Source organism: Mycobacterium sp. P4_H6, from assembly GCF_056400845.1.
This window is the reverse complement of sequence record NZ_JBFUKN010000105.1, coordinates 1-21254: the sequence shown is the minus strand read 5'-3', so window position 1 is coordinate 21254 and position 21254 is coordinate 1. Positions and strand designations below refer to the sequence as shown.

Sequence of the window (21254 nt, the reverse complement as noted above, 5' to 3'; positions counted from 1 at the left end):
CGCGAGTGACGATCAGCGACACCACCAGGGCTCTGCTGACAGGCAAGGACCCGAAGGAGAATCTCTTCTTCACCAGAACGGCGCACGGCCGGGCGGAAGCCAAGCGCTTCGTCGGCCGGCTCAAGGAGCGGACCGCCGATCGTGACAAGTCCATCTCCCCCTTCGCTTTCCGTGCCCAGCTGAAAGCCATCCACGGGTGGGGCGTTCAGCAGCCCGTCGACCTCTCCGGCATCCGGCAGCCGGTGTTCGTCGCCAACGGCGACGATGACCGGATGGTCCCCACCAGCAACTCACACGATCTGGCCCGTCGGCTCCCGAATGCGCAGCTGAAGATCTACCCGGACGCCGGGCACGGCGGCATCTTCCAGTTCCACGACGAATTCGTCGCCCAAGCCCTCGAGTTCCTGCGATGAGCAGCAGGCGGAGGTTGCAGTGGACACTGGGGCTGCTGGCCGCCCTGCCGGCGCAAAGCGCGGTCCGCGAGATCGTCGGGGGCCCAGCTGCGGTTCCCGGCGGCTCACCCGCTGTCGCACCGACCGTCGACAGTGCGCTCCGGTATGCCAACGTGTTCAAACTGGCTGTCGCACCGATCATCTGGTCGCAGCTGTCGCGCATCGAGCGCTCGGACGCCATCACGGTCGCCGGTGCCACCATCGGTGCCGGCGGGCTGGCCCGGCTGTGGTCATGGAAGCAGGCCGGGCGTCCGCATCCGGTCACCGTCGGCGCGACCGCGCTCGAACTCATCGGCATTCCCGTCATCCTGGCGTGGCAGCGCAGCCTCGCCGACCGATGACAGACATCCACACACCCCCAGGAGAAACGACATGACCTCACTGCACAACCAGACCGTGCTCGTCACCGGCGCCAATCGCGGGATGGGGCGCCACTACGTGACGCAGCTGCTCGATCGCGGGGTGGCCAAGGTGTACGCCGCCGCGCGTGACACCGCTCAGATCGACACCACCGACCCACGGGTCACCGCACTGACCCTCGATGTCACCGACGCCCGGTCGGTGGCCGCAGCGGCCGAGGCGGCGCGCGATGTCACCGTGTTGATCAACAACGCCGGCATCGTGCGCGGCGCCTCGGTACTGGACCGGGATTCCACCAAGCTGCGGGAGGAGTTGGAGACCAACCTCTTCGGGCCGCTCGCGCTGGCATCGGCGTTCGCCGACCAGATCGCCGACCAGGCCGGCGCGATCGTCAACGTGGCCTCGGTGCTGGCGTGGCTGCCCGTCGGGGCGAGCTACGGCGTATCCAAGGCCGCGATGTGGAATGCCACGGACTCGATGCGGCTCGAGCTCGCGGCGCGTGGTGTCCAGGTGGTCGGCGTCTACGTCGGGCTCGTCGACACCGACATGGCGTCGTTCTCCGACAGCCCGAAGTCCGACCCCGCCGACGTCGTGCGGCAGGTTCTGGACGGGATCGAAGCCGGCGCCGATGAGGTGCTCGCCGACGAGCTGACCCGCACCGTCCGCGCGGAGTTGAACAAGCCCGTGTCCGAACGCGCGCTGGGCTGAGCGACCGTCGATGCGGCTGTGCCAGGCTGGACAGCATGCTTGTTGCCTTCAGTCTGACCCCGTCCGCCGCCGATGAGGACGGTGGCGTGCACCGGGCGGTGGCCGAAGCCGTCCGCATCGTGCGGGCATCCGGTCTCCCCAACGAGACGAACGCGATGTTCACCAACATCGAGGGTGAATGGGACGAGGTGATGGCCGTCGTCAAGCAGGCCGTGGACGCCGTCGCAGCCGTCTCGCCGCGGGTCGGCCTGGTGCTCAAGGCCGATATCCGCCCCGGGCACACCGGCCAGCTCAGCGCGAAGGTGCAACGCGTGGAACAGGCGCTCGAGCCCTAGCTCCGCAAACGAAAAGCTCCCCACCGGTGTGTACCGGTGGGGAGCCATGGCGGTGGCGGAGGGATTTGAACCCTCGGACGGGGGTTACCCGTCACACGCTTTCGAGGCGTGCTCCTTAGGCCGCTCGGACACGCCACCGCGTGGCAGCTTACCGGGGACTGGCGGTTGGCCATAATCGCGTCAGCGCTGCCGGGCGAAGAACTCCTCCAGCGGGGCCGCGCACTCCTGCGCGAGCACCCCTCCGCGCACCTGCGGGCGGTGCACCAGCCGGCGGTCGCGCACCACATCCCAGAGCGAACCGACGGCCCCGGTCTTGGGCTCCCACGCCCCGAACACCAGCAGGCCGATCCGCGCCATCACCAGTGCCCCGGCGCACATGGTGCACGGTTCGACGGTGACCGCCAGCGTGCAGCCCTCCAGACGCCATCCGTCACCGAGCCGTGCGGCGGCCTCCCGTATCGCCAGGATCTCCGCGTGCGCGGTCGGATCGCCCAGTGCTTCACGGGCGTTGGCGGCACGCGCCAGTTCGGTGCCGTCCGGCCCGAACACCACCGCACCGATCGGCACATCGCCGGCGGGCGCGGCGCGGGCCACCTCCAGGGCGAGCCGGATCAGCTCCTGATCCGACTTCACCGACCCAGTTTGTCGAGCACCGCGGACAGTTCGTTCTCGAAGCCCATCCGCTCGGCGATCGCGGTGATCTGCTCGTCGATCTCCATCTCGTCATCGGAGATGATCACGCCGAGCACACCGGCGGGCAGCCCGACATCGGCCAGCAGCCCGAGGTCGCCCTCCTCGAACGGGTCTTCGTCCTCGAGGTCCTCGTCATCGATATCGGAGTCCAGTTTGTCGAGCACCTCGGCGGCGATGTCGTAATCCAGTGCCGCGGTGGCATCCGAGAGCAGCAACCGCGTGCCCGCCGGGGCCGGCCGGACGATGACGAAGAATTCCTCGTCGACGTCGAGCAGCCCGAAAACGGCACCCGCGCTACGCAGCTCCCGCAACTCGGTCTCGGCGGCCGTGAGGCTGTTCAGCGCACCCTTGCGCAACGGAGTACACCGCCATTTGCCGTCCTCCCGGACGACCGCGACTCCGAATCCGCCTGGCAGGTTGGCAGCTTCCTGCGCCGGCGCACGCTGTGCTCCCATGGGCGCTAACGGTAGTCCCCGGCCGGGACCTTTGACCACCTATTCACCGGCCGGCAACCGGGCGCCTGAACCGTGTGCCAACCTAGAACCGTGACCGAGACTCCGGTGTGCGTGCTGGGACTGGGATTGATCGGCGGCTCGCTGATGCGGGCGGCGGCCGCGGCCGGCCGTGTGGTGTTCGGCTACAACCGCTCCGTGGACGGTGTGAAGGCCGCCCAGTTCGACGGGTTCGACGCCACCACCGCCCTCGACGAGGCGCTGTCCCGGGCCGCGGACACCGACGCGCTGATCGTGCTGGCCGTTCCGATGCCCGCACTGGGCGTCATGCTCGAACACATCCGCGCCCACGCCCCGGACTGCGCACTGACCGATGTGATCAGCGTCAAGGGTGCGGTGCTGGCGCAGGTCGAGTCCGCCGGGCTGCGGGCCCGCTTCGTCGGCGGTCACCCGATGACCGGGACCGCGCACTCCGGGTGGTCCGCCGGGGACAAGGACCTGTTCGCCGGGACCCCGTGGGTGGTCGCGGTGGACGACGATGTCGACGCCGGCGTCTGGGCGACGGTGATGCAGCTGGCGCTGGACTGCCGGGCATTCGTGGTGCCGGCCCGCTCCGATGAGCACGACGCCGCCGCCGCGGCGATATCGCATCTGCCGCACCTGCTGGCCGAGACGCTGGCGGCGACCGCCGGCGAGGTTCCGCTGGCCTTCGCGCTGGCCGCCGGGTCGTTCCGGGACGGCACCCGGGTCGCGGCCACGGCACCGGACCTGGTGCGCGCCATGTGCGAGGCCAACTCCGAGCAGTTGCTGACCGGGCTGGACCGCAGCATCGAGCTGCTCACCCGGGCACGCGAACATCTGGCCGCGAACGCCTCGGTGGCCGATCTGGTGGAAGCCGGCCACGCCGCCCGGATCCGCTACGACAGTTTCAGCAGGCCCGACATCCTCGCCATCGCCATCGGGGCGCCGGACTGGCGCGAAGAGCTCGCCGCGGCGGGCCGGGCGGGCGGGGTGATCAGATCCGCGTTGCCAGTCCGGGGTAATCGAGGATGAAGCCGTCGTCGTCCACGGTGATGGTGGTCTCGGCGACCGGCGATTTCAGGTCGATCCCCGCCGAGCCGGTGCTGCTGTAGCTGATCGTCTCCAGCTCCACGGTCAGTTCGGGCAGCCGCACGTACACGACGGGCACCTCCAGTGACTCCGCGCGCTGGTAGAGCCCGGTGCGGCGGATGGGCAGCGCGTTGAAGAACGGGCTGAAGACCACGTCGACATCCATCGCCCCGTCGAAGGCGGCGCGGCTGGTCTGGTTCTGGTGGTCGCGCACCAGCCACATGCCCTCTTCGTCCCGGGCGATGGACAGCTGGCGTTCCCGCTCGGCCAGCGTCATCGTCAGCGACAACCGCTTGGTGGCGCCGGTCTCATCGGTGACCAGGTCATAGGAGGCGCTGAACGCGGCGTCCGAGGGGGTGGCGGCCGAGACGATGCGGCCATAGGCCTTGATTCGGTTGCCGGAGAGCTGCACGCGCACCGACTCCATCCGCGGTACATCGTGCGCACGCCAGGTCAGGATCGCCGGCCAGGCGCCTGCCGTTTCATCCGTGGCGCCCGTGCCTGATTGTGGGGCTGGTTCAGTCACCCTCATACCGTATGCGAACGTCCCCCGGCTTCGTACCCGCGTTGGATGATTCGAGTGCCACTTCGTCATCTAAGAGTGGCTGCGGTAACCGATCGGCCTGCCTGCCGAAACGGTCGCCGCCGGGCTGGGACAGCCACACCGCCAGGGCCAGGGCCCCGTCGAGGATGAGTGCGAGCAACGTCACCATCAGCGCGCCCACCAGGGCCAGGTAGAACTCGCGGACCTTGATGCCGTCGATCAGGTAGCGCCCCAGCCCGCCGAGGCTGGCGTAGGCCGCCACGGTGGCGGTGGCCACGATCTGCAGGGTGGCGGTGCGCAGGCCGCTGAGGATCAGGGGTAGCGCGTTGGGGACCTCGACGCGCAGCAGCACCTGGCGCTCCGTCATGCCCATCGCCCTGGCCGCATCCACGACGGCGCGGTCGACATTCGCGATGCCGGAGTAGGTGCCCGCCAGCAGCGGCGGGATACCCAGCAGCATCAGTGCCACCGTGGGCGGGATGAGACCCAGCCCCCACAGCAGCACCCCGAGCAGCAGCACGCCGAGCGTGGGCAGTGCGCGCAGCGCGTTGACACCGGTGACGACCAGGAAGGTGCCGCGGCCGGTGTGCCCGATGATCAGGCCGATCGGGATCGCGACCAGCACCGAGAACACCACCGCGATCGCGGTGTACTGCAGATGCTCGGCGATCCGGATGCCGAGGCCCGCGGGCCCGGTCCAGTTCGCCGACGTGAAGATGAAGGACAGCGCCTCCTGCAGGAAGTTCATCGTGCACCTGCCTTGGTTCTGGCGCCTCTGTCCCAAGGGGTTAGCGCCTTGCCCGCCAACAGGATCAGCGTGTCGATCACCACCGCCAGCACGAAGATGGCGATGATGCCCGCGATGATCTGGCCGCTCTTGTTGGCCTGATAGCCCTCGGTGAACCAGGTGCCCAGCCCGCCGATGCCGATCACCGAACCGACCGACACCATCGAGATGTTGGTCACCGCGACCACCCGCAGGCTGGCGATGAGCACCGGGATGGCCAGCGGTAGTTCAATTTTGAGGATCCGGGTGAGCGGACGGTAGCCGACCGCGGTCGCCGCGTCCAGCACATCCGGGGGCACCGCGTCCAGCGCCTCGGGCACGGCACGCACCAGCAGGGCGGTGGTGTAGAGCGTGAGAGCGACGATGACGTTCGCCTCGTCGAGGATGCGGGTCGGGATGATCAGCGGCAGCACCACGAACAGCGCCAGCGACGGGATGGTGAAGACGATGCTGGCGATCACCGTGACGACCCGGCGCGGCTGGGTGGTGCGCTGGATGACCGCGCCGATGGGTACCGCGATGATCAACCCGAGCACGATCGGCACCAGCGACAGCCGCAGATGGATCAGCGTCAGCGTCCAGGCGTCGTCGAGGTGGGTCAACAGATAGTTCACGGCAACTACCCGACCTTCGGGACCCGGCGCTGTTGCTTCAGCGCCGCGAGCACGTCATCGGCCTGCACGCCCCCGATCAGACGTCCGTCCTCGTCGACGGCCACCCCGAGACCGGACGGGGAGGACAGGGCGGCGTCCAGGGCCAGTCGCAGCGAGCCGTCGGGCCGGAAGAAGGATCCGCCGCCGATGGTGCTGTCGTACAACGCGCTTCCGTTGCGGTGCACCTGCACACCCTCGGCGTTGATCCAGGCGAATGGCTTGCCATCGCCGCGGATCACCAGGGCCCAGTCGCCGTCGGCCAGCTGCAACTGGTCGATATCGTCCTCGGCGACCTGGCGGATATCGTGCAGCGGCAGGCCGGTCGCCTTGAAGAACTGCAGTCCGCGGTAACCCCGGTCGGCGCCGACGAAGCCCGATACCAGTTCGTTCGCGGGGTTGGACAACACGAAGGCCGGGTCGGCGAACTGCTGCAGCACCCCGCCCCTCCCGAATACCGCGACCTTGTCGCCGAGCTTGACCGCCTCGTCGATATCGTGCGTGACGAACACGATGGTCTTACGCAGTTCGCTTTGCAGCCGCAGGATTTCGGCCTGCAACTCCTCCCGCACCACCGGATCCACGGCACTGAACGGTTCGTCCATCAGCAGGATCGGCGGGTCGGCGGCCAGCGCGCGGGCCACCCCGACGCGCTGCTGCTGCCCACCCGATAGCTGGGATGGATAACGTTGTGCCAGTTTGGGATCCAGCCCGACACGCTCCAGTACCTCAAGGGCGGCCTTACGGGCGCTGCGCCGCGACTCGCCCTTGAGTACGGGCACTGTGGCGACGTTGTCGACGACCCGCTGGTGCGGCATGAGCCCGGCGCTCTGGATCACGTAGCCGATGCCGAGCCGCAACTTCACCGGATCGACCTTGGTGACGTCCTCGCCGTTGACGGTGAGGACGCCCGAGGTCGGCTCGATCATCCGGTTGATCATCCGCATCGAGGTCGTCTTACCGCAGCCCGACGGACCGACGAACGCCGCCAGCGTGCCCTCGGGGACCTCCAGAGTCAGGTCGTCGACGGCGACGGTGCCGTCCGGGTACTTCTTGGTGACGTTGGTGAACGTGATCATCGCGTACTCACTTACCCGGCAGTGGTTGGTCGAAGCCGTTGTCCCTGATCCAGTTTGCGGCCGCTTCGTCGGGGTCGACGCCTTCATTGCCCTCGACCGACGTGTTCAGCTGGATCAGCGCTTCGGTGGTCAGCTTCGCGCTGACGGCGTCGAGCACGGATTTGAGAGTGTTCGACATCTTCTGCGAGGCGACCAGTGGCACCACATTCGCCGCCAGGAACACGCTCTCGGGATCTTCGAGGACCACCAGATTGTTCTTCTCGATGGCCGGCGACGTGCTGAAGATGTTGGCGGCGGTAACGGTGCCGCCGGTCAGTGCCTGCACGGTGGCGGGGCCGCCGCCGTCGCTGATCGCCACGAAGTTGGCGGGCGCGATGTCCAGCCCGTACTTCTCCTTCAACCCCACCAGTCCGGTCTGGCGGGTCTGAAACTCCGATGGCCCACCGACTTTCACCTCGGGTGAGCGTTTGGCCAGATCGGCGATGGACTTCAGGTTCCATTCCCGCGCGATGGCCTCGGACACCGCGAGGGTGTCCTTGTCCTCCGCGGGCGAGGGATACAGGATCGACAGGTCACCGGGCAGCGCCTTCAACAGTGCCAGCAGCACGGCATCGGAGGTGGTTGCGGTGGCCTGCGCATCGAAGTACTGCAGCAGGTTGCCGGTGTACTCCGGGATCAGGTCGATGGAATGGTCCTGCACGGCAGGGATGTAGGTCTCCCGGCTGCCGATGCCGAACTGCCGTTTGATGGTGAAGTCGTTGGCCTCCAGGGCCTGAGCGTAGATCTCGGCGATGATCTTCGATTCGGTGAAGTCGGCGGAGCCGACCGTGATCGATTTCAGGTCGCCGGATATCTCACCACCGCCGAGTGGGTTGGAGCTACCGCAACCCGCAACCGACAGGGTGAGCAAAACGGTACACAAGACGACGAACTTACGGATGCGGCGCATACCGTCCCCTCGGCCATTGGTGCGTAGATGCGTGGCAATTTCTCGACAGTAACGGGCCGCGCCAAGACATGCCGAGCTTTAACTCACCGTGAGATGGTTTGTCATCGCCCTTGAAAGGGCACTATTAAGACCATGACGACCGACCCGCACGCGCTGCCCGCTGAGCCGGAGCAGCCATATCAACCTCTGGGCGCCGCGGAACCGCCACCGCCGCCGCCCGAAGATGCGGTCAAATTCACCAGGGCGGCAGCGCTCTGGACATCACTGATCATCGGATTTCTGATCCTGATCGTGTTGCTGATCTTCATTGCGCAGAACACCGACCCGGGCACCTTCCATTTCCTGGGCTGGAACTGGACGCTGCCACTGGGTGTGGCGCTGCTGCTGGCCGCGGTGGGCGGCGGGCTGCTCGCGGTGATGGTCGGGGCGGCGCGCATCGTGCAACTGCGACTGGCGGCCAGAAAGAACCTGAAGGCGGCCCGCCGGACGTTCTAGACGAGCTTGAGTCCCTCGGCGATCAACGGGGCCACCGCCTCCCCGACCGCTGCTGGGGCATCGCCGCTCTCGCGGCCACGGAAATCGATCCCCGCGGCGATGATGGCCAGCTTGAAATAGGCCAGCGCCATGTAGAAATCCCAGTTCTGCAGTTCCTGCCCACTGGCCACCGCATACCGCTGGGCCAGGTCATCGGCCGGGGGCAACAGCTCTGAGGTCCATGCGGCCCGCATGCCGAGCACATCGTCGAAGTTCGGGTTGCGGTAGACGCACATCAACGCCGCATCGGAGAGCGGGTCGCCGAGGGTGGACAGTTCCCAATCCAGTACTGCGCGCACCACCGTCGGATCCTGCGCGTCCAGGATGGTGTTGTCGATGCGGTAGTCGCCGTGCACGATGGAGGCCCGCGGGCTGGCCGGAATCCGTTCCGCCAGAACGGAATGCAGCTTCTTGACGTCGGCGTCGCGGGCATCGTCGAGCAGCCGCACGTGGTCCCACTGCGAACCCCAGCGCCGCACCTGGCGTTCCAGGTAGCCGTCGGCCCTGCCGAAGTCGCCCAGCCCGACAGCCTGCGGATCGACGGCATGCAGATCGGCGAGCACCCTGATGAGCGAATCGACGCAACCCTCGATGACCTCTGCGTCACCGAGCGCCTCGAGTTCCTCGGCACTGCGCACCACGTTGCCCTCGACGTTCTCGACCATCTGGAACGGCGCGCCCAGCACGGAGTCGTCATTGCGCATGGTGACCGCGCGGGCCACCGGAACCGGGGTGTCGGCCAGTCCGGCGACCACCTTGTACTCGCGGGCCATATCGTGCGCCGACGGGGTCAGTCCGTGCAGCGGCGGGCGGCGCAGCACCCACTTGGACGCGTCATCGAACACCCGGAAGGTCAGGTTGGAGCGGCCACCGGAGATCAGCTCGGCGTGCAACTCACCGGCGCGGGCGATGCCCTCCGCGCGCAGGTGGGCGTCCAGGGCGTCGAGATCAAGTCCTGCCAGAGAGTTCACCGGGCTTTTCTACCATTGCGTATTTCGCGGCAGCAGATCCCATACGTGTTCGGTGCCGTTGACCGAGGCGACCGAGAGCTTGCCGCTGCGCGAGGACAGCAGCCGGGTCACCGAGGCGTAGTCGACATGGAACGACAACAACCGCTCGGTGCCCAGGATGTGATGCAGCAGGACATTGATCACCCCGCCGTGGCTGAACACGGCCACGGTGTCCTCGTGGTCGGACGCGGCCACCAAGTCCCCCACCGCGGCGAGCACCCGCTCCAGGAACGCCTTCTCGTCGACCGCGCTGGGCAGATGACCCGAGATCAGTCGCGCCAGCTCCTCGGGGTTCTCCTTGGCGATCTGCTCGATCGGAATGTAATGCCCCAGGTCGCGGTCGTACTCGGCGAGGCGTTCGTCGACGTCGACGGCCAGCCCGAGCTTCTCGGCCAGCGGCCCTGCGGTCTGCTGGGCACGGCGCTGCGGACTGCTCACCAACCGGGTGACGGGAAATCGCGACAACGCATCGGGAAGCCGGGCGGCCTGTGCCAGCCCCTCCTCGGACAGCTGCGGATCGGACCCCTCACCGGGCTCACTCCGCAGCGGCAGCGCATGTCGGACCAGAAGAAGTTGCACCGTGACACCATATGGCTCGTGCGTGCCTTCGCCTGCCCGGTGTGCGACAGCTTCATCGCGTTCGAGGCCGATCGCTGCGCTGAGTGTGGGACCGCGCTGGGCCTGCACCTGCCGTCGCGCACCATGCTTGCGCTCGGTGACGGCACCGCGCTGCACGACGGCATCCGGTGGATCCGGTGCAACCAGTACGTGACGCTGGGGTGCAACTGGCTGGCGCGCGAAGAGCAGGAGGCGGGCCACCGCGGCCGGTGCCTGGCCGGCTCGCTGATCCGCCGTGAGCCCGACGCCGACGACACCCTGGCGCGGGAGAAGCTGGTGCCGACCACCCTGGCGCTGCGCCGGCTGGTGTTCCAGCTCGCCGACATCGGGTTGCCGATCGAGCCGTACTGGCACCGCGACGGCGGCCTGGCCTTCGACCTGCTGTCGAGCTACAGCACCGGCGAGAAGGTGACCATCGGTCACGCCAACGGAGTGATCACGATCGACCTCGTCGAGTCCCTGGACGACTACCGGGAGTCGCTGCGCGTGCGCCTCGGTGAGCCGTACCGCACCATGCTCGGCCACTTCCGGCACGAGGTGGGCCACTACTACCAGAACGTGCTCGTCGAAAACGGTTCTGGCGCAGACATCTATCTCGACGAATGCCGTCGGCTGTTCGGCGACGAGCGGGCCGGCTACCGCGAGGCGATCACCCGGCACTACAAGCTGGGCGCCCCCGCCGGCTGGGAGTCGACCTTCATCTCCGAGTACGCCACCATGCATCCGTGGGAGGACTTCGCGGAGTGCTTCGCGCACTACCTGCACATCGCCGACACCATGGACACCGCCCGGGAGGCGGGCATGGTGCTGCACGCCGACCGGGTGCGCTTCACCGCGCCGCGCGACATCGTGGCGCTGGAGTGCTACGACGACGAACCCATCGAGCGGATGTTGTCCGACTGGAAGTGGATGTCATTGTTCTTCAACCGGGTGAACACGGCCATGGGCAAGAATCCGTTGTATCCCTTCGACCTTCCGCGGCCGGTGGTCGAGAAACTGGGTTTCGTGCACAGGGTCATCCGCGACAGCGCCAGGAGCCAGTGATGGGCTTTGCCGACAACCTGTTCGACCTGACCGACCGGGTGGTGCTGATCACCGGTGGCAGTCGCGGTCTGGGCCGCGAGATGGCCTTCGCGATGGCCGAGTGCGGCGCCGACGTGATCATCGCCAGCCGTAATTACGAGTCCTGCGTGGCCACCGCCGAGCAGATCACCGCGGCCACCGGCCGCGCGGCCTTCCCCTATCAGGTGCACGTCGGGCGCTGGGATCAGCTCGACGGCTTGGTCGACGCCTGCTACGACCGGTTCGGCAAGGTCGACGTGCTGATCAACAACGCGGGTATGTCGCCGCTGTACGAGTCGCTGACATCGGTGTCGGAGAAGCTGTTCGACGCGGTGATGAACCTGAATTTCAAAGGCCCGTTCCGGCTTTCGGCGCTGGTCGGGGAACGCATGGTCGCCGACGGCGGCGGGTCGATCATCAACATCAGCACCAGCGGCTCACGCAGACCCGATCCCGCGTTCCTGCCCTATGCCGCCTCCAAGGCCGGGCTCAACGCGCTGACCGAGGGTTTCGCGTTGGCGTTCGGCCCGACCGTGCGGGTGAACACCCTGATGCCGGGACCGTTCCTGACCGACATCAGCGACGCCTGGGATCTCGAGGCGACCCAGGCCGGTGCGCAGCACTTCGCGCTGAAGCGCCTCGGCAATCCACCCGAAATCATCGGGGCCGCTCTGTTTCTCGCCTCCGACGCGTCGAGTTACACCAGTGGTTCGATCCTGCGCGTCGACGGCGGTATGCCCTAGTTCGCTCCGCTCGCCCACTAGGGCGTGATGATCGCGAACCCCGGGTCGGGCTGGTCCAGCACACCGATCAGCGTGGGCAGCGCCTCGGCATCGCCGGTGAACTCCACCCCCGGCGACTCGCGGTCACCGGCCGCGAAGGCCAGCAACCGGGCCTTGGTCGCGAACGTGACGGTCGCCGTGGCCGTGGCCGGATCGGCAGGGGTCTTGCGGTGCACCAGCACACCGTTGCGCAGCGTCAGCCGGTAATCAGCTCCGAGGTCGACGAAGGTCACATCGATGGTGAGGTCCAGATTCCAGGCGCGCGGGCCGTTGACGTTGATCGCCAGCGCGTCGAACATCTGGTCCGGGGTGAGCTGGCCCATCAGCGACGGGGAGGCGGTCTGGGTGGGGGTGCCGAAATTGCCGTCCCGCAGTTCGGTGGCCCCGGACAGGAAGAAGTTGCGCCACACCGCGTTCTCGGCGCCGTACGCCAGTTGCTCCAGCGTGTCGGCGTACAGGTCGCGGGCACCGGTGTGGTTCTCGTCGGTGAAGATCACGTGGTCGAGCAGCGTTGCCGCCCAACGGTAGTCACCGTCATCGAAGGCGGACCTGGCCAGCTCGACCACCCGATCGATGCCGCCGATCGCCTCGACGTAGCGCGGGCCGATCTCCTGGGGCGGATGCTGCCAGAGCCGGCCGGGGTTGCCGTCGAACCAGCCCATGTAGCGCTGGTAGACCGCCTTGACGTTGTGGCTCACCGACCCGTAATAGCCGTGTGTGTGCCAGGCCTTCTCCAGGGCGGGGGGCATCTGGAAGGTCTCGGCGATCTCGATCCCGGTGAAGCCCTGGTTGAGTTGGCGCAGCGTCTGGTCGTGCAGATAGGCGTACAGATCCCGCTGCACCGACAGATATTCGACGATATTGTCCTGCCCCCAGGTGGGCCAGTGATGCGAGGCGAACACCACGTCGGTGCGGCCGGAGAAGGCGTCGATCGCCTCGGTGAGATAGCCGGCCCAGCCGTGTGGGTCGCGTACCAGGGCTCCGCGCAGGGTCAGCAGATTGTGCAGGTTGTGGGTCGCGTTCTCGGCCATGCACAGTGCCCGGAACTTCGGGAAATAGAAGTGCATCTCGGCCGGGGCCTCGGTGCCCGGCGCCATCTGGAACTCGATGTCGACACCGTCGACGGCGTACGTCTCACCGGTCCGCGTGATGTCCACCGTGGGCACGATCAGCGCCACCTCACCGAGTGACGGCGTCTGCCCCAGCCCGCAGCCGACCTGTCCCTGCGGGCCGCGGGCCAGCACCGCCCCGTACATGTAGGAGGCGCGGCGGGCCATCGCCGTGCCGGCATACACGTTCTCCTGGACGGCGTGCTCGGTGAATCCCTCCGGGGCGATGATCGCGACCTCGCCGGCGTCGACGGCGGCCTGGGACGTCACGCCCAGCACACCGCCGAAGTGGTCGACGTGGCTGTGGGTGTAGATGACCGCTTTGACCGGCCGGTCACCGCGGTGCGTCCGGTAGAGCGCCAGCGCCGCGGCCGCGGTCTCGGTGGATACCAGTGGGTCGATGACGATGATGCCGGTGTCGCCCTCGATGAAGCTGATGTTGGACAGGTCCAGGCCGCGTACCTGGTAGATGCCGGGGACCACCTCGTAGAGCCCCTGTTTGGCGCACAGCTGGGACTGCCGCCACAGGCTCGGGTGCACGCTGTCCGGCGCGTCACCGGCCAGGAACCCGTAGGAGTCGTTGTCCCACACCACCTTTCCGTCCGCGTCGGTCACCACGCACGGTTCGAGGGCGCCGAGAAACCCGCGGTCCGCGTCTTCGAAATCCCGGGTGTCCTCGAACGGCAGACCGTCGCGGTGCGCGAGGTTGGCAGCGGCAATGGTGGCGGTGGGCGGCTTCTGCTCCATGGCTACGACCCTGCCACGCACAGCTGTCCGGCGCGCCGATATCACGGTGCCGTCACGTTGAGCTGCTGTGCGGCTATACCCGATGCAGGATGACGTCGGTCAGCACGCCACCTTCGACCGAGGCCGTCATGTAGGTGCAGAAGGGCTGGCGCCGACGGTCGGTCGGTGAGCCCGGATTGAGCAGCCGCAGACCGGTGGAGGCCGTCGCGTCCCATGGAATGTGACTGTGCCCGAAGACCAGCACATCAGTGTCCGGGTAGAGGCGGCCCATCCGTTCGTCACGCCCGGCAGCGCCACCCGTCTCATGGGTGACGGTGAACCGCAGCCCACCCAGGACGACATCGGCCCGTTCGGGCAGCCGCGCACGCATCTCGTCGCCGTCATTGTTTCCCCAGCACGCCACCAGCAACCGCGCACGGTCCTGCAGGCGGTCCAGCAGATCCGGCGCCATCCAGTCACCCGCATGCAGCACCACGTCGGCCTCATCGACTGCGTCCCACACCACGGCCGGCATGTCCCGTGCCCGATTCGGCACATGAGTGTCGGAAATCAGCAAAAGACGCATCCTTGGCAGGCTATCGCAGGCGCATGATGTTGCTGGACCCGCTACGCGAATTAGTGTTCTTGGCACCCGAAAACCACTCTAAGCTGCATGTAATGCGCATGATCAGAGCGAACCCCAGCTACGCCGCCGGCATGGTGGTTTACCTGGTGTTTGTTTGCTGGTTGCTTGCCGGTTGGGGCGGTCCGCAGGTGACGACGTTCGTCAGCTCGGTCGGCTTCGTTGCGTTCAGTGGACTGACGTGTGGATGCGCCGTCTGGGCGGCGCGCGCCGGCCGGGGCAGTATCCGCATCGGGTGGCTCGCGATCGCCGTCGGCTTCCTGGGCTGGGTCATCGGCGGCCTGGTCTGGGCGTACCACCAGGTGATCCTCGGGGTCGCTCCTCCGTTCCCGTCCGTCGCAGACGTCGGCTTCCTGGCGCTGCCGGTGGCCGTCGCGGTGGTGTGGGTCCTGCGCACCGCGACCGGCAGGATGTCGGCGGTCCGGCAGCTGCTCGACGGCACGGTCATCGCGTCGGCGCTGTTCCTGTTGGTCTGGGTCTCGGTGCTGAACGAGGTGTTCACCGACAACCGGCTCGACCCCGTGCGCACGGCGCTGACCGCGATCTACCCGATCGCCGCGCTGACGATGGTCACCATGTCGATACTGGTGCTGTCCGCCGTCCCGCCGGGACGGCGCTACATCCTGGGTCTGGTGACCGCCGGGCTCGTCGCGATCGCGATGGGCGATCTCACCGCGCTCTACATGAAGCTGCAGGATGCCTATCCGGGCAGCCCCTTCCCGGTCATCAGCAAGGTCACCGGACTGCTGATGATCGCCGCCGGGGCGGTCATGTCGGCCACGGTGAAACGCAGGCAGGAAGCCGACGATCACCGGCCGCTGCCGACCACCATCATGTGGCTGCCCTACGCGCCGATGCCGTTCGCGGTCGCCGCCGCTGTCGCACATCTGTGGCCCGACGCCGGCATCCGCCCGGTGCTGCTGGGGTCGGCGATCCTGGTGATCGCCGCCCTGATCCGTCAGCTCACCGTCCTCGTCGAGAACCGGCGGCTGCTGGACGAAGTGGCGATGCATGCGTTCAGGGATCCACTCACCGGACTCGCCAACCGCCTGCTGTTCACCGACCGCCTGGACCATGCCATCGAGTTACAGCACCGCGACGGCCGGCCGGTGGCGGTGCTGTCGCTGGACCTCGACGACTTCAAGCTCGTCAACGACAACCTCGGGCATCACTGCGGTGACGCGCTGCTGCGCGAGATTGCCGGCCGGTTGGTGCGCAGCGTCCCTCCGGGCCACACCGTGGCCCGGCTCGGCGGCGACGAGTTCGCGATCATCCTCGAGGCCGGCCCGGAGGGCCCCGAGGACATCGCGGATCGTGTGATGCGGGCCTTCGACGACGCCTTCCAGCTCGACGGTGAGGACGTCTACATCCACCCCAGCATCGGCCTGGTCGCCGCACCCGGCCTCGCGGAACCGCCGATCGACACCGAGGAACTACTCAAGCGGGCCGACGTGGCGATGTACGTGGCGAAGCGCTCCGGGGTCGGCGGCATCCAGATGTTCGTCCCGGGCATGCAGATCGGCGATGTGGACACCGCGCCCGCCTGGGGCGACAGCGGGCAGATCCGGCTGCCTCCGGTCTCGGAGATCCGGCTGCTCGGCGAGTTGCGCCGGGTGGTCGACGGCGGCGATCTGCGGCTGGCCTATCAGCCGCAGATCTCGCTGGCGACCGGTGACATCGTCGGTGTCGAGGCGCTGGTGCGGTGGCCGCATCCCGACCTCGGTGTGCTGACGCCCAACCAGTTCCTGCCGCTGATCCGCCGCAACGGCCTGATGGGCGCGGTGACGGATCTGGTGCTGGAACAGGCGGCCCGCGACGCCGCCGCCTGGTATCGGCCCGGGATCCGGGAGGTGCCGGTCGCCATCAACCTGTTCGCGCCGTCGTTCAACGATGCGACGCTGCCCGAGCGGATCGGCGCGGTGCTGGCCGGTCACGGTCTGCCGCCGGAAGCGGTGACCATCGAAATCACCGAGCACTATCTGCTGGCCAACGTGCGCCAGGCCCGAAACGTCATCGAGCAGCTCCGCAGGGCCGGGTTCCGGGTCTCCATCGACGATTTCGGCAGCGGCTACGCCACGATGAGCTACCTGCGGGATCTGCCGATCGACGAGCTGAAGCTGGACCGCAATTTCGTGGCGCCGATGCTGCAGAACCCGAGGGCCGCCGCAATCGTGCACTCGGTGATCAAGCTGACCCACACGCTCGGGATCACCAGCGTCGCCGAGGGCGTCGAGGATGCCGAGACCGCCGAACTGCTGCGCGGATACGGCTGCACCGTGGCGCAGGGCAATTACTTCGCCGAACCGGTGTTCACCACGGCCCTGCAGGCCCAGCTCGACGTCACTACGCGCCGAGCAGCTCCGCCATCCGCGGTATGACCGCCTGCAGGCCCTTGAACGGCCTGATCATCACCTTGAACGAGACGATCTTGCCGTCCTCGCCCCAGTGGATCATGTCGATACCGTCGACCACGACGCCGTCGAGGGTGGCCTGGAATTCCAGGATCGCCGAGTTCTCGCCGTACCACTGTTCGACATAGTGGAAATCGGTGCCGCCGAAGAGTTTCGCGGCGGCGTTCAGGTACTTGGCCGTAATGGCCTTGCCCTGTTGCGGGGTGAAGACCGCCGGTGAATAGAAGACCGCGTCCTCGGCGAGGAGCTCATCGAGTTCGGCCGGGTCGTGATGGTCGATGTAATGGATCCAGCGCTGGATCACCTGCGGGGTCATACCGGCATCTTGCCCGACCCCACCCTGCTAGCCGGCAGAGCGCACCAGTTCGACCACCGGGATCACCCGGGAGGTCTTCCTTTGGTAGTCGGCGAACTGCGGTTGTACGGCCGACTGTTTCGCGTAGATCGCGTCACGCTCGTCGCCGGTGAGCACCCGGGCCGTCACCGCCACCGTCTCGTCGCCGAGTTCGATGACGGTCTCGGGATGGGCGAGCAGATTGTGATACCAGGCCGGATGGATATCGGCGCCGCCCAGACTCGCGAACACGTAAACCCGGCCGTCCTCCACGAACGGAACCAGTGGCGCGATGCGTGCGGTGCCGGATTTTGCCCCTACGTGGTGCACCAGGACCAATGGCATGCCTTCGACCAGCCCGCCCGCCGTGCCGCCGGTCTCCCGGAACTCGCGGATGACACCGCTGTTCATGTCGTCCAGGCCGCTCATATCGAAATCAACGTTGTCGGTCACACCGTGGGGAACGCACAGCCCGAGTCGAACCATTCCGGCCGTCGCGGCCCGCCCGGAAATGCAACGACTCCCGGGCGTGGTGCTCGTGCCGCGGGAGTCGTGATGGTGCTGGTGTGCGCCCGAAGGGATTCGAACCCCTAACCTTCTGATCCGTAGTCAGATGCTCTATCCGTTGAGCTACGGGCGCTCGGTCTTGCTGGTCTTGCTGGTCGAACTTTATCTTGCCGGTCGAACTATTCAGTTATGCAGCGGAGGCGAGAGGATTTGAACCTCCGGTCCGCTTTAAGGCGGACAACTCATTAGCAGTGAGTCCCATTCGGCCGCTCTGGCACGCCTCCTGAACGATCTGAGGGTACCGGACCCCCGGAACCGCCGAGCGCACAGATTACACAGGCCGGAGCGCGGAAGGCAAAGCGCGCCTCCGCGCACCCCTAGAATGACTGGGTGACCGCCCGTCTGCGACCCGAGCTGGCCGATCTGCCGGCCTACACGCCGGGCCGCACCGTGCCCGGCGCCATCAAGATCGCCAGCAACGAGACCGTGGACGGTCCGCTGCCCAGCGTGATGGAGGCCATCACCACTGCCGCCGCCGGCATCAACCGGTACCCCGACAACGGCTACCTGGATCTGCGCGAGCGCCTCGCCAAGCACGTCAACTTCGCGCCGGAGAACATCTCGGTGGGTTCCGGCTCGGTCAGCCTGTGCCAGCAGCTCATCCAGATCACCTCCACCGTGGGCGACGAGGTGATGTTCGGCTGGCGCAGCTTCGAGATCTACCCGCTACAGGTGCGCACCGCCGGGGCGACCCCGGTCGCGGTGCCGCTCAAGAACCACACCCACGACCTCGACGCCATGCTGGCGGCCGTCACCGACCGCACCCGGCTGATCTTCGTCTGCAATCCGAACAACCCGACCTCCACCGTCGTCGACCCGAACGCCCTGGAGGCCTTCGTCGCGGAGGTCCCCTCCGACGTCCTCATCGTGATCGACGAGGCCTATGTCGAGTACATCCGCGACGGCCTGTTGCCGGACAGTCTGGGCCTGGTCCGCAGGTACCCGAACGTCGTTGTACTGCGCACCTTCTCGAAGGCCTACGGGCTGGCCGGGCTGCGCATCGGTTACGCGGTGGCCGATCCGGACATCATCACCGCACTGGGCAAGGTGTACGTCCCGTTCACCGCGACCACCATCTCGCAGGCCGCGGCCATCGCCTCCATCGACGCGGCCGACGAACTGCTGGCCCGCACCGACGCCGTGGTCGCCGAACGCGCCAGGGTGAGCGCCGCGCTGAGCGCTGCCGGCTACGACCTGCCCGCCTCGCAGGCCAACTTCGTCTGGCTGCCGATGCCCGGCCGCTGCGACGAGTTCACCAATGCCGCGGCCGACAACCGGCTGCTGGTGCGGCCCTACGGGCAGGACGGCGTGCGCGTCACGGTCGCCGCCCCGCACGAGAACGACGCGTTTCTGGCTTTCGCCCGACAGTGGATCCGAGGAGAACAGCCATGATGCGCACCGTGGTGGCCGCAGGCGCCGGCCTGATCGCGCTCGGCCTGCTGACCGGATGTGGGCGCAGCACCGACGGCACCGTCGCGATGACCACCGAACCGGGGCCGCCGCTGAGCTCGGAGCCGACCACCACGGGCCGCGGTACGCCCGGATTGCCGCAGATTCCCGGGCTCCCGGAGATCACCATCCCCAACTTCCCGATGCCGGGCCAGGAGTCCGACGTCCCCGATGTCCCGGCGCCGCCGGATGCGCTGACGATGAAATGCTCGGAGTTCAACAAGCTCGATGCCGCGACCAGGAAGGCCGTCGTCAACGCCATCCTGGAAGGCGAGGATTCGATCCTCGGACCGGAGAATGTGGACATCGCCCGATCGCTCGCCGAGGCGGTCTGCCAGTTCATGACCGACAGCACGGTCAGTGAGGTGCTGCTCGGAGGACCCGTTCCGTAGCGGGTTAGCCTTCACGCCATGGCATATGAATCCGTCACGGTGGAGATCGCCGACCATATCGCCCGGGTGACCCTGATCGGCCCCGGCAAGGGCAACGCGATGGGCCCCGCGTTCTGGGCCGAGCTGCCCGAGGTGTTCGGCACGCTGGACGCCGACCCCGAGGTACGGGCCATCGTGCTGACCGGTTCGGGGAAGAACTTCAGCTACGGCCTGGACCTGGCCGCCATGGGCGCCACCATGCCGGGCCTGGACGCCGGCGCCAAGGATCGCCTCGGCTTTCACCAGAAGCTCACCAAGATGCAGGGCGCCATCAGCGCCGTGGCCGACTGCCGCACACCCACCATCGCCTCGGTGCACGGCTGGTGCATCGGCGGCGGCGTCGACCTGATCAGCGCGGTGGACATCCGCTACGCCAGCGCCGACGCCAAGTTCTCGGTGCGCGAGGTGAAGCTGGCCATCGTCGCCGATGTGGGCTCGCTGGCCCGCCTGCCGCTGATCCTGTCCGACGGGCACCTGCGCGAGCTCACGCTCACGGGTAAGGACATCGACGCCTCGCGTGCCGAGAAGATCGGTCTGGTCAACGACGTCCACGCCGACGCCGACGCCTCCCTGGCCGCCGCGCACGCCACCGCCGCCGAGATCGCGGCCAACCCGCCGCTGACCGTGCACGGCGTGAAGGACGTGCTGGATCAGCAGCGCATCGGCCGGGTCTCGGAGAGCCTGCGCTATGTGGCGGCGTGGAACTCGGCGTTCCTGCCCTCGAAGGATCTGGGCGAGGCGGTCACCGCGATGTTCCAGAAGCGCCCCGCGCAGTTCACCGGGGAATAGGCGTCCAGCCCAGTTCGGCCTTGGCCTTCGCATTGGACAACGGCAGCCACGCGGTGCCGAACGCGGTGGCTGCGTACGGTGCCACCAGCCGAACCAGGCTGCGCGGCACCGGCAACGGTCGCGGACGACCCAGCCCGGCGCTGAGTTCGCGCACATAGTCACCGAACGACTGTGGCCGGTCATCGACGATGTTGTAGATCTGCCCGCCCCGCCCCCTGTCCAGGGCATCGGCGGTCGCGCGCGCGACATCGTCGATGTGAGTCCAGGACAGCACGCCATGACCGTTCAGCGCCGGTAGCGCCCACCACTTGGCCAGCGCGCGGAACAGATCGTCGTGCGTGACGCCGGGACCGTAGAAAACGCCGTAGCGCAACACGATTCCCTCGGTGGCACCATGCTGACCCGACTCGAGCACCGTGCGCTCCATCCCGCGAAGGGCGGCGAGCATCGCGGCGCCCCCGGGCGGCGGCGGACCCGGATACGGGTCGCTCTCGTCCAGCAGGGCCGGCCCGGTCGGTGCATACCCGTAGGCGAAGATCACCGATTCGGCGATCACCCGGCACACCCCGGCACGCTGGGCCGCAGCCACCAGATTGCTTGCGCCACGGCTCCACAACTCCTTGGCGGGCTCGAAATCCTTGATCCGCTTGGGCCCCAGCTTCGGCAGGGT

At 67.6% G+C, this 21254-nt stretch carries 26 protein-coding genes and 3 tRNA genes; 12 read left to right on the top strand and 17 right to left on the bottom strand.

The genetic code is table 11. From position 1 onward, the window contains the following. The 4 genes from AC1DTF_RS28505 to AC1DTF_RS28490 all read left to right on the top strand — a co-directional run. Window positions 1–413: alpha/beta fold hydrolase (locus AC1DTF_RS28505; protein ID WP_477476484.1), on the top strand; the 413-nt coding region annotated here is incomplete at its 5' end. Continuing rightward, complete coding sequence (locus AC1DTF_RS28500; protein ID WP_082614558.1) at window positions 410–793, top strand: DUF4345 domain-containing protein; 384 nt, start codon at window positions 410–412, stop codon at window positions 791–793. The genes AC1DTF_RS28505 and AC1DTF_RS28500, both read left to right, overlap by 4 nt. A gap of 31 nt (window positions 794–824) precedes the next feature. Then, window positions 825–1520 (top strand): SDR family oxidoreductase, encoded by a 696-nt coding sequence (locus AC1DTF_RS28495; RefSeq protein WP_057171089.1) that lies wholly within the window; start codon window positions 825–827, stop codon window positions 1518–1520. A gap of 35 nt (window positions 1521–1555) precedes the next feature. Then, complete coding sequence (locus AC1DTF_RS28490) at window positions 1556–1855, top strand: thiamine-binding protein (protein WP_057171090.1); 300 nt, start codon at window positions 1556–1558, stop codon at window positions 1853–1855. 47 nt (window positions 1856–1902) lie between these two features. On the opposite strand, the gene AC1DTF_RS28485 is transcribed toward AC1DTF_RS28490, so the two are convergent. From AC1DTF_RS28485 to AC1DTF_RS28475, 3 genes are all read right to left on the bottom strand, one after another. Continuing rightward, window positions 1903–1993, bottom strand: a tRNA-Ser gene (locus tag AC1DTF_RS28485). 42 nt (window positions 1994–2035) lie between these two features. Beyond that, window positions 2036–2488: a nucleoside deaminase gene (locus tag AC1DTF_RS28480; protein WP_057171091.1), complete on the bottom strand. Its 453-nt coding sequence runs from the start codon at window positions 2486–2488 to the stop codon at window positions 2036–2038. After that, window positions 2485–3003 (bottom strand): tRNA adenosine deaminase-associated protein, encoded by a 519-nt coding sequence (locus AC1DTF_RS28475; protein ID WP_057171092.1) that lies wholly within the window; start codon window positions 3001–3003, stop codon window positions 2485–2487. The genes AC1DTF_RS28480 and AC1DTF_RS28475 overlap by 4 nt, the downstream gene beginning before the upstream one ends. A gap of 105 nt (window positions 3004–3108) precedes the next feature. Between AC1DTF_RS28475 and AC1DTF_RS28470 the strand changes: the two genes are divergently transcribed. Then, the gene (locus AC1DTF_RS28470; RefSeq protein WP_477476485.1) at window positions 3109–4053 is read left to right on the top strand and encodes a prephenate dehydrogenase; all 945 of its coding nucleotides are present in this window, start codon (window positions 3109–3111) and stop codon (window positions 4051–4053) included. On the opposite strand, the gene AC1DTF_RS28465 is transcribed toward AC1DTF_RS28470, so the two are convergent. From AC1DTF_RS28465 to AC1DTF_RS28445, 5 genes are read right to left on the bottom strand one after another with little or no spacing between them, the layout of a single operon-like run. After that, window positions 4016–4636: a putative glycolipid-binding domain-containing protein gene (locus tag AC1DTF_RS28465; protein ID WP_235571770.1), complete on the bottom strand. Its 621-nt coding sequence runs from the start codon at window positions 4634–4636 to the stop codon at window positions 4016–4018. The genes AC1DTF_RS28470 and AC1DTF_RS28465 overlap by 38 nt on opposite strands. Beyond that, window positions 4629–5402 carry an ABC transporter permease gene (locus AC1DTF_RS28460; protein WP_057171094.1) on the bottom strand — a complete coding sequence of 258 codons (774 nt, stop codon included), beginning with the start codon at window positions 5400–5402 and terminating at the stop codon, window positions 4629–4631. The genes AC1DTF_RS28465 and AC1DTF_RS28460 overlap by 8 nt, the downstream gene beginning before the upstream one ends. Beyond that, on the bottom strand, window positions 5399–6055 hold the full coding sequence (locus AC1DTF_RS28455) for an ABC transporter permease (protein WP_057171095.1): 657 nt from the start codon (window positions 6053–6055) through the stop codon (window positions 5399–5401). Before AC1DTF_RS28455 ends, AC1DTF_RS28460 begins: the two co-directional genes overlap by 4 nt. A 5-nt stretch (window positions 6056–6060) precedes the next feature. Beyond that, window positions 6061–7170, bottom strand: a complete 1110-nt coding sequence (locus tag AC1DTF_RS28450) for an ABC transporter ATP-binding protein (RefSeq protein WP_057171096.1) — start codon at window positions 7168–7170, stop codon at window positions 6061–6063. Window positions 7171–7177: 7 nt separating this feature from the next. After that, on the bottom strand, window positions 7178–8119 hold the full coding sequence (locus AC1DTF_RS28445; protein ID WP_057171097.1) for an ABC transporter substrate-binding protein: 942 nt from the start codon (window positions 8117–8119) through the stop codon (window positions 7178–7180). Between the two features lie 132 nt (window positions 8120–8251). On the opposite strand from AC1DTF_RS28445, the gene AC1DTF_RS28440 reads away from it, so the two are divergent. Then, entirely contained in the window at window positions 8252–8614 is a 363-nt protein-coding gene (locus tag AC1DTF_RS28440; RefSeq protein ID WP_057171098.1) for a LapA family protein, read from the top strand. On the opposite strand, the gene AC1DTF_RS28435 is transcribed toward AC1DTF_RS28440, so the two are convergent. Further along, complete coding sequence (locus AC1DTF_RS28435) at window positions 8611–9624, bottom strand: phosphotransferase family protein (protein WP_477476483.1); 1014 nt, start codon at window positions 9622–9624, stop codon at window positions 8611–8613. The genes AC1DTF_RS28440 and AC1DTF_RS28435 overlap by 4 nt on opposite strands. Window positions 9625–9633: 9 nt before the next feature. Next, a complete protein-coding gene (locus tag AC1DTF_RS28430; RefSeq protein WP_477476482.1) occupies window positions 9634–10242 on the bottom strand; it encodes a histidine phosphatase family protein in 609 nt (202 codons plus the stop codon). Between the two features lie 18 nt (window positions 10243–10260). Here AC1DTF_RS28430 and AC1DTF_RS28425 point away from each other — a divergent pair, with 18 nt between their 5' ends. Further along, window positions 10261–11325, top strand: coding sequence for a zinc-binding metallopeptidase family protein (locus AC1DTF_RS28425; RefSeq protein WP_477476481.1), 1065 nt, complete (start codon window positions 10261–10263; stop codon window positions 11323–11325). Next, on the top strand, window positions 11325–12086 hold the full coding sequence (locus AC1DTF_RS28420; protein ID WP_057171223.1) for an SDR family NAD(P)-dependent oxidoreductase: 762 nt from the start codon (window positions 11325–11327) through the stop codon (window positions 12084–12086). Before AC1DTF_RS28425 ends, AC1DTF_RS28420 begins: the two co-directional genes overlap by 1 nt. 17 nt (window positions 12087–12103) lie before the next feature. On the opposite strand, the gene AC1DTF_RS28415 is transcribed toward AC1DTF_RS28420, so the two are convergent. Both AC1DTF_RS28415 and AC1DTF_RS28410 read right to left on the bottom strand, forming a co-directional pair. After that, window positions 12104–13981 carry an alkyl/aryl-sulfatase gene (locus AC1DTF_RS28415; protein WP_057171102.1) on the bottom strand — a complete coding sequence of 626 codons (1878 nt, stop codon included), beginning with the start codon at window positions 13979–13981 and terminating at the stop codon, window positions 12104–12106. A gap of 73 nt (window positions 13982–14054) precedes the next feature. Continuing rightward, window positions 14055–14546, bottom strand: a complete 492-nt coding sequence (locus tag AC1DTF_RS28410) for a metallophosphoesterase family protein (RefSeq protein WP_057171103.1) — start codon at window positions 14544–14546, stop codon at window positions 14055–14057. Between the two features lie 92 nt (window positions 14547–14638). On the opposite strand from AC1DTF_RS28410, the gene AC1DTF_RS28405 reads away from it, so the two are divergent. Next, window positions 14639–16981, top strand: a complete 2343-nt coding sequence (locus tag AC1DTF_RS28405; protein ID WP_057171104.1) for a putative bifunctional diguanylate cyclase/phosphodiesterase — start codon at window positions 14639–14641, stop codon at window positions 16979–16981. On the opposite strand, the gene AC1DTF_RS28400 is transcribed toward AC1DTF_RS28405, so the two are convergent. The 4 genes from AC1DTF_RS28400 to AC1DTF_RS28385 form a co-directional block, all read right to left on the bottom strand. After that, window positions 16947–17330, bottom strand: coding sequence for a nuclear transport factor 2 family protein (locus tag AC1DTF_RS28400; RefSeq protein ID WP_057171105.1), 384 nt, complete (start codon window positions 17328–17330; stop codon window positions 16947–16949). The two genes, AC1DTF_RS28405 and AC1DTF_RS28400, sit on opposite strands and share 35 nt — an antisense overlap. A gap of 27 nt (window positions 17331–17357) precedes the next feature. Next, entirely contained in the window at window positions 17358–17777 is a 420-nt protein-coding gene (locus tag AC1DTF_RS28395) for a nitroreductase family deazaflavin-dependent oxidoreductase (protein ID WP_442928792.1), read from the bottom strand. A 138-nt stretch (window positions 17778–17915) separates the two neighbouring features. Further along, window positions 17916–17988, bottom strand: a tRNA-Arg gene (locus AC1DTF_RS28390). Between the two features lie 62 nt (window positions 17989–18050). Further along, a tRNA-Ser gene (locus AC1DTF_RS28385) sits at window positions 18051–18139 on the bottom strand. Between the two features lie 106 nt (window positions 18140–18245). Here AC1DTF_RS28385 and hisC point away from each other — a divergent pair. The 3 genes from hisC to AC1DTF_RS28370 are packed head-to-tail and all read left to right on the top strand — an operon-like array spanning window position 18246 to window position 20584. Beyond that, entirely contained in the window at window positions 18246–19307 is a 1062-nt protein-coding gene (gene hisC / locus AC1DTF_RS28380) for a histidinol-phosphate transaminase (protein WP_057171124.1), read from the top strand. After that, window positions 19304–19756, top strand: a complete 453-nt coding sequence (locus tag AC1DTF_RS28375; protein WP_327049672.1) for a hypothetical protein — start codon at window positions 19304–19306, stop codon at window positions 19754–19756. Before hisC ends, AC1DTF_RS28375 begins: the two co-directional genes overlap by 4 nt. 18 nt (window positions 19757–19774) lie before the next feature. After that, window positions 19775–20584, top strand: coding sequence for a crotonase/enoyl-CoA hydratase family protein (locus AC1DTF_RS28370; protein ID WP_057171125.1), 810 nt, complete (start codon window positions 19775–19777; stop codon window positions 20582–20584). Here AC1DTF_RS28370 and AC1DTF_RS28365 read toward each other — a convergent pair. Continuing rightward, a partial coding sequence (locus AC1DTF_RS28365) for an NAD-dependent epimerase/dehydratase family protein (RefSeq protein ID WP_477476480.1) occupies window positions 20571–21254 on the bottom strand: 684 nt, incomplete at its 5' end. The genes AC1DTF_RS28370 and AC1DTF_RS28365 overlap by 14 nt on opposite strands.

Bases quoted from the DNA above. Each gene is read 5' to 3' on its own strand.
- AC1DTF_RS28440 (WP_057171098.1), top strand. From the start codon at position 8,252: ATGACGACCGACCCGCACGCGCTGCCCGCTGAGCCGGAGCAGCCATAT.
- AC1DTF_RS28415 (WP_057171102.1), bottom strand. From the start codon at position 13,981: ATGGAGCAGAAGCCGCCCACCGCCACCATTGCCGCTGCCAACCTCGCG.
- AC1DTF_RS28410 (WP_057171103.1), bottom strand. From the start codon at position 14,546: ATGCGTCTTTTGCTGATTTCCGACACTCATGTGCCGAATCGGGCACGG.
- AC1DTF_RS28370 (WP_057171125.1), top strand. From the start codon at position 19,775: ATGGCATATGAATCCGTCACGGTGGAGATCGCCGACCATATCGCCCGG.
- AC1DTF_RS28500 (WP_082614558.1), top strand. From the start codon at position 410: ATGAGCAGCAGGCGGAGGTTGCAGTGGACACTGGGGCTGCTGGCCGCC.
- AC1DTF_RS28395 (WP_442928792.1), bottom strand. From the start codon at position 17,777: ATGAGCGGCCTGGACGACATGAACAGCGGTGTCATCCGCGAGTTCCGG.
- AC1DTF_RS28400 (WP_057171105.1), bottom strand. From the start codon at position 17,330: ATGACCCCGCAGGTGATCCAGCGCTGGATCCATTACATCGACCATCAC.
- AC1DTF_RS28495 (WP_057171089.1), top strand. From the start codon at position 825: ATGACCTCACTGCACAACCAGACCGTGCTCGTCACCGGCGCCAATCGC.
- AC1DTF_RS28420 (WP_057171223.1), top strand. From the start codon at position 11,325: ATGGGCTTTGCCGACAACCTGTTCGACCTGACCGACCGGGTGGTGCTG.
- AC1DTF_RS28450 (WP_057171096.1), bottom strand. From the start codon at position 7,170: ATGATCACGTTCACCAACGTCACCAAGAAGTACCCGGACGGCACCGTC.
- AC1DTF_RS28490 (WP_057171090.1), top strand. From the start codon at position 1,556: ATGCTTGTTGCCTTCAGTCTGACCCCGTCCGCCGCCGATGAGGACGGT.
- AC1DTF_RS28375 (WP_327049672.1), top strand. From the start codon at position 19,304: ATGATGCGCACCGTGGTGGCCGCAGGCGCCGGCCTGATCGCGCTCGGC.
- AC1DTF_RS28475 (WP_057171092.1), bottom strand. From the start codon at position 3,003: ATGGGAGCACAGCGTGCGCCGGCGCAGGAAGCTGCCAACCTGCCAGGC.
- AC1DTF_RS28445 (WP_057171097.1), bottom strand. From the start codon at position 8,119: ATGCGCCGCATCCGTAAGTTCGTCGTCTTGTGTACCGTTTTGCTCACC.
- AC1DTF_RS28460 (WP_057171094.1), bottom strand. From the start codon at position 5,402: ATGAACTTCCTGCAGGAGGCGCTGTCCTTCATCTTCACGTCGGCGAAC.
- AC1DTF_RS28405 (WP_057171104.1), top strand. From the start codon at position 14,639: ATGCGCATGATCAGAGCGAACCCCAGCTACGCCGCCGGCATGGTGGTT.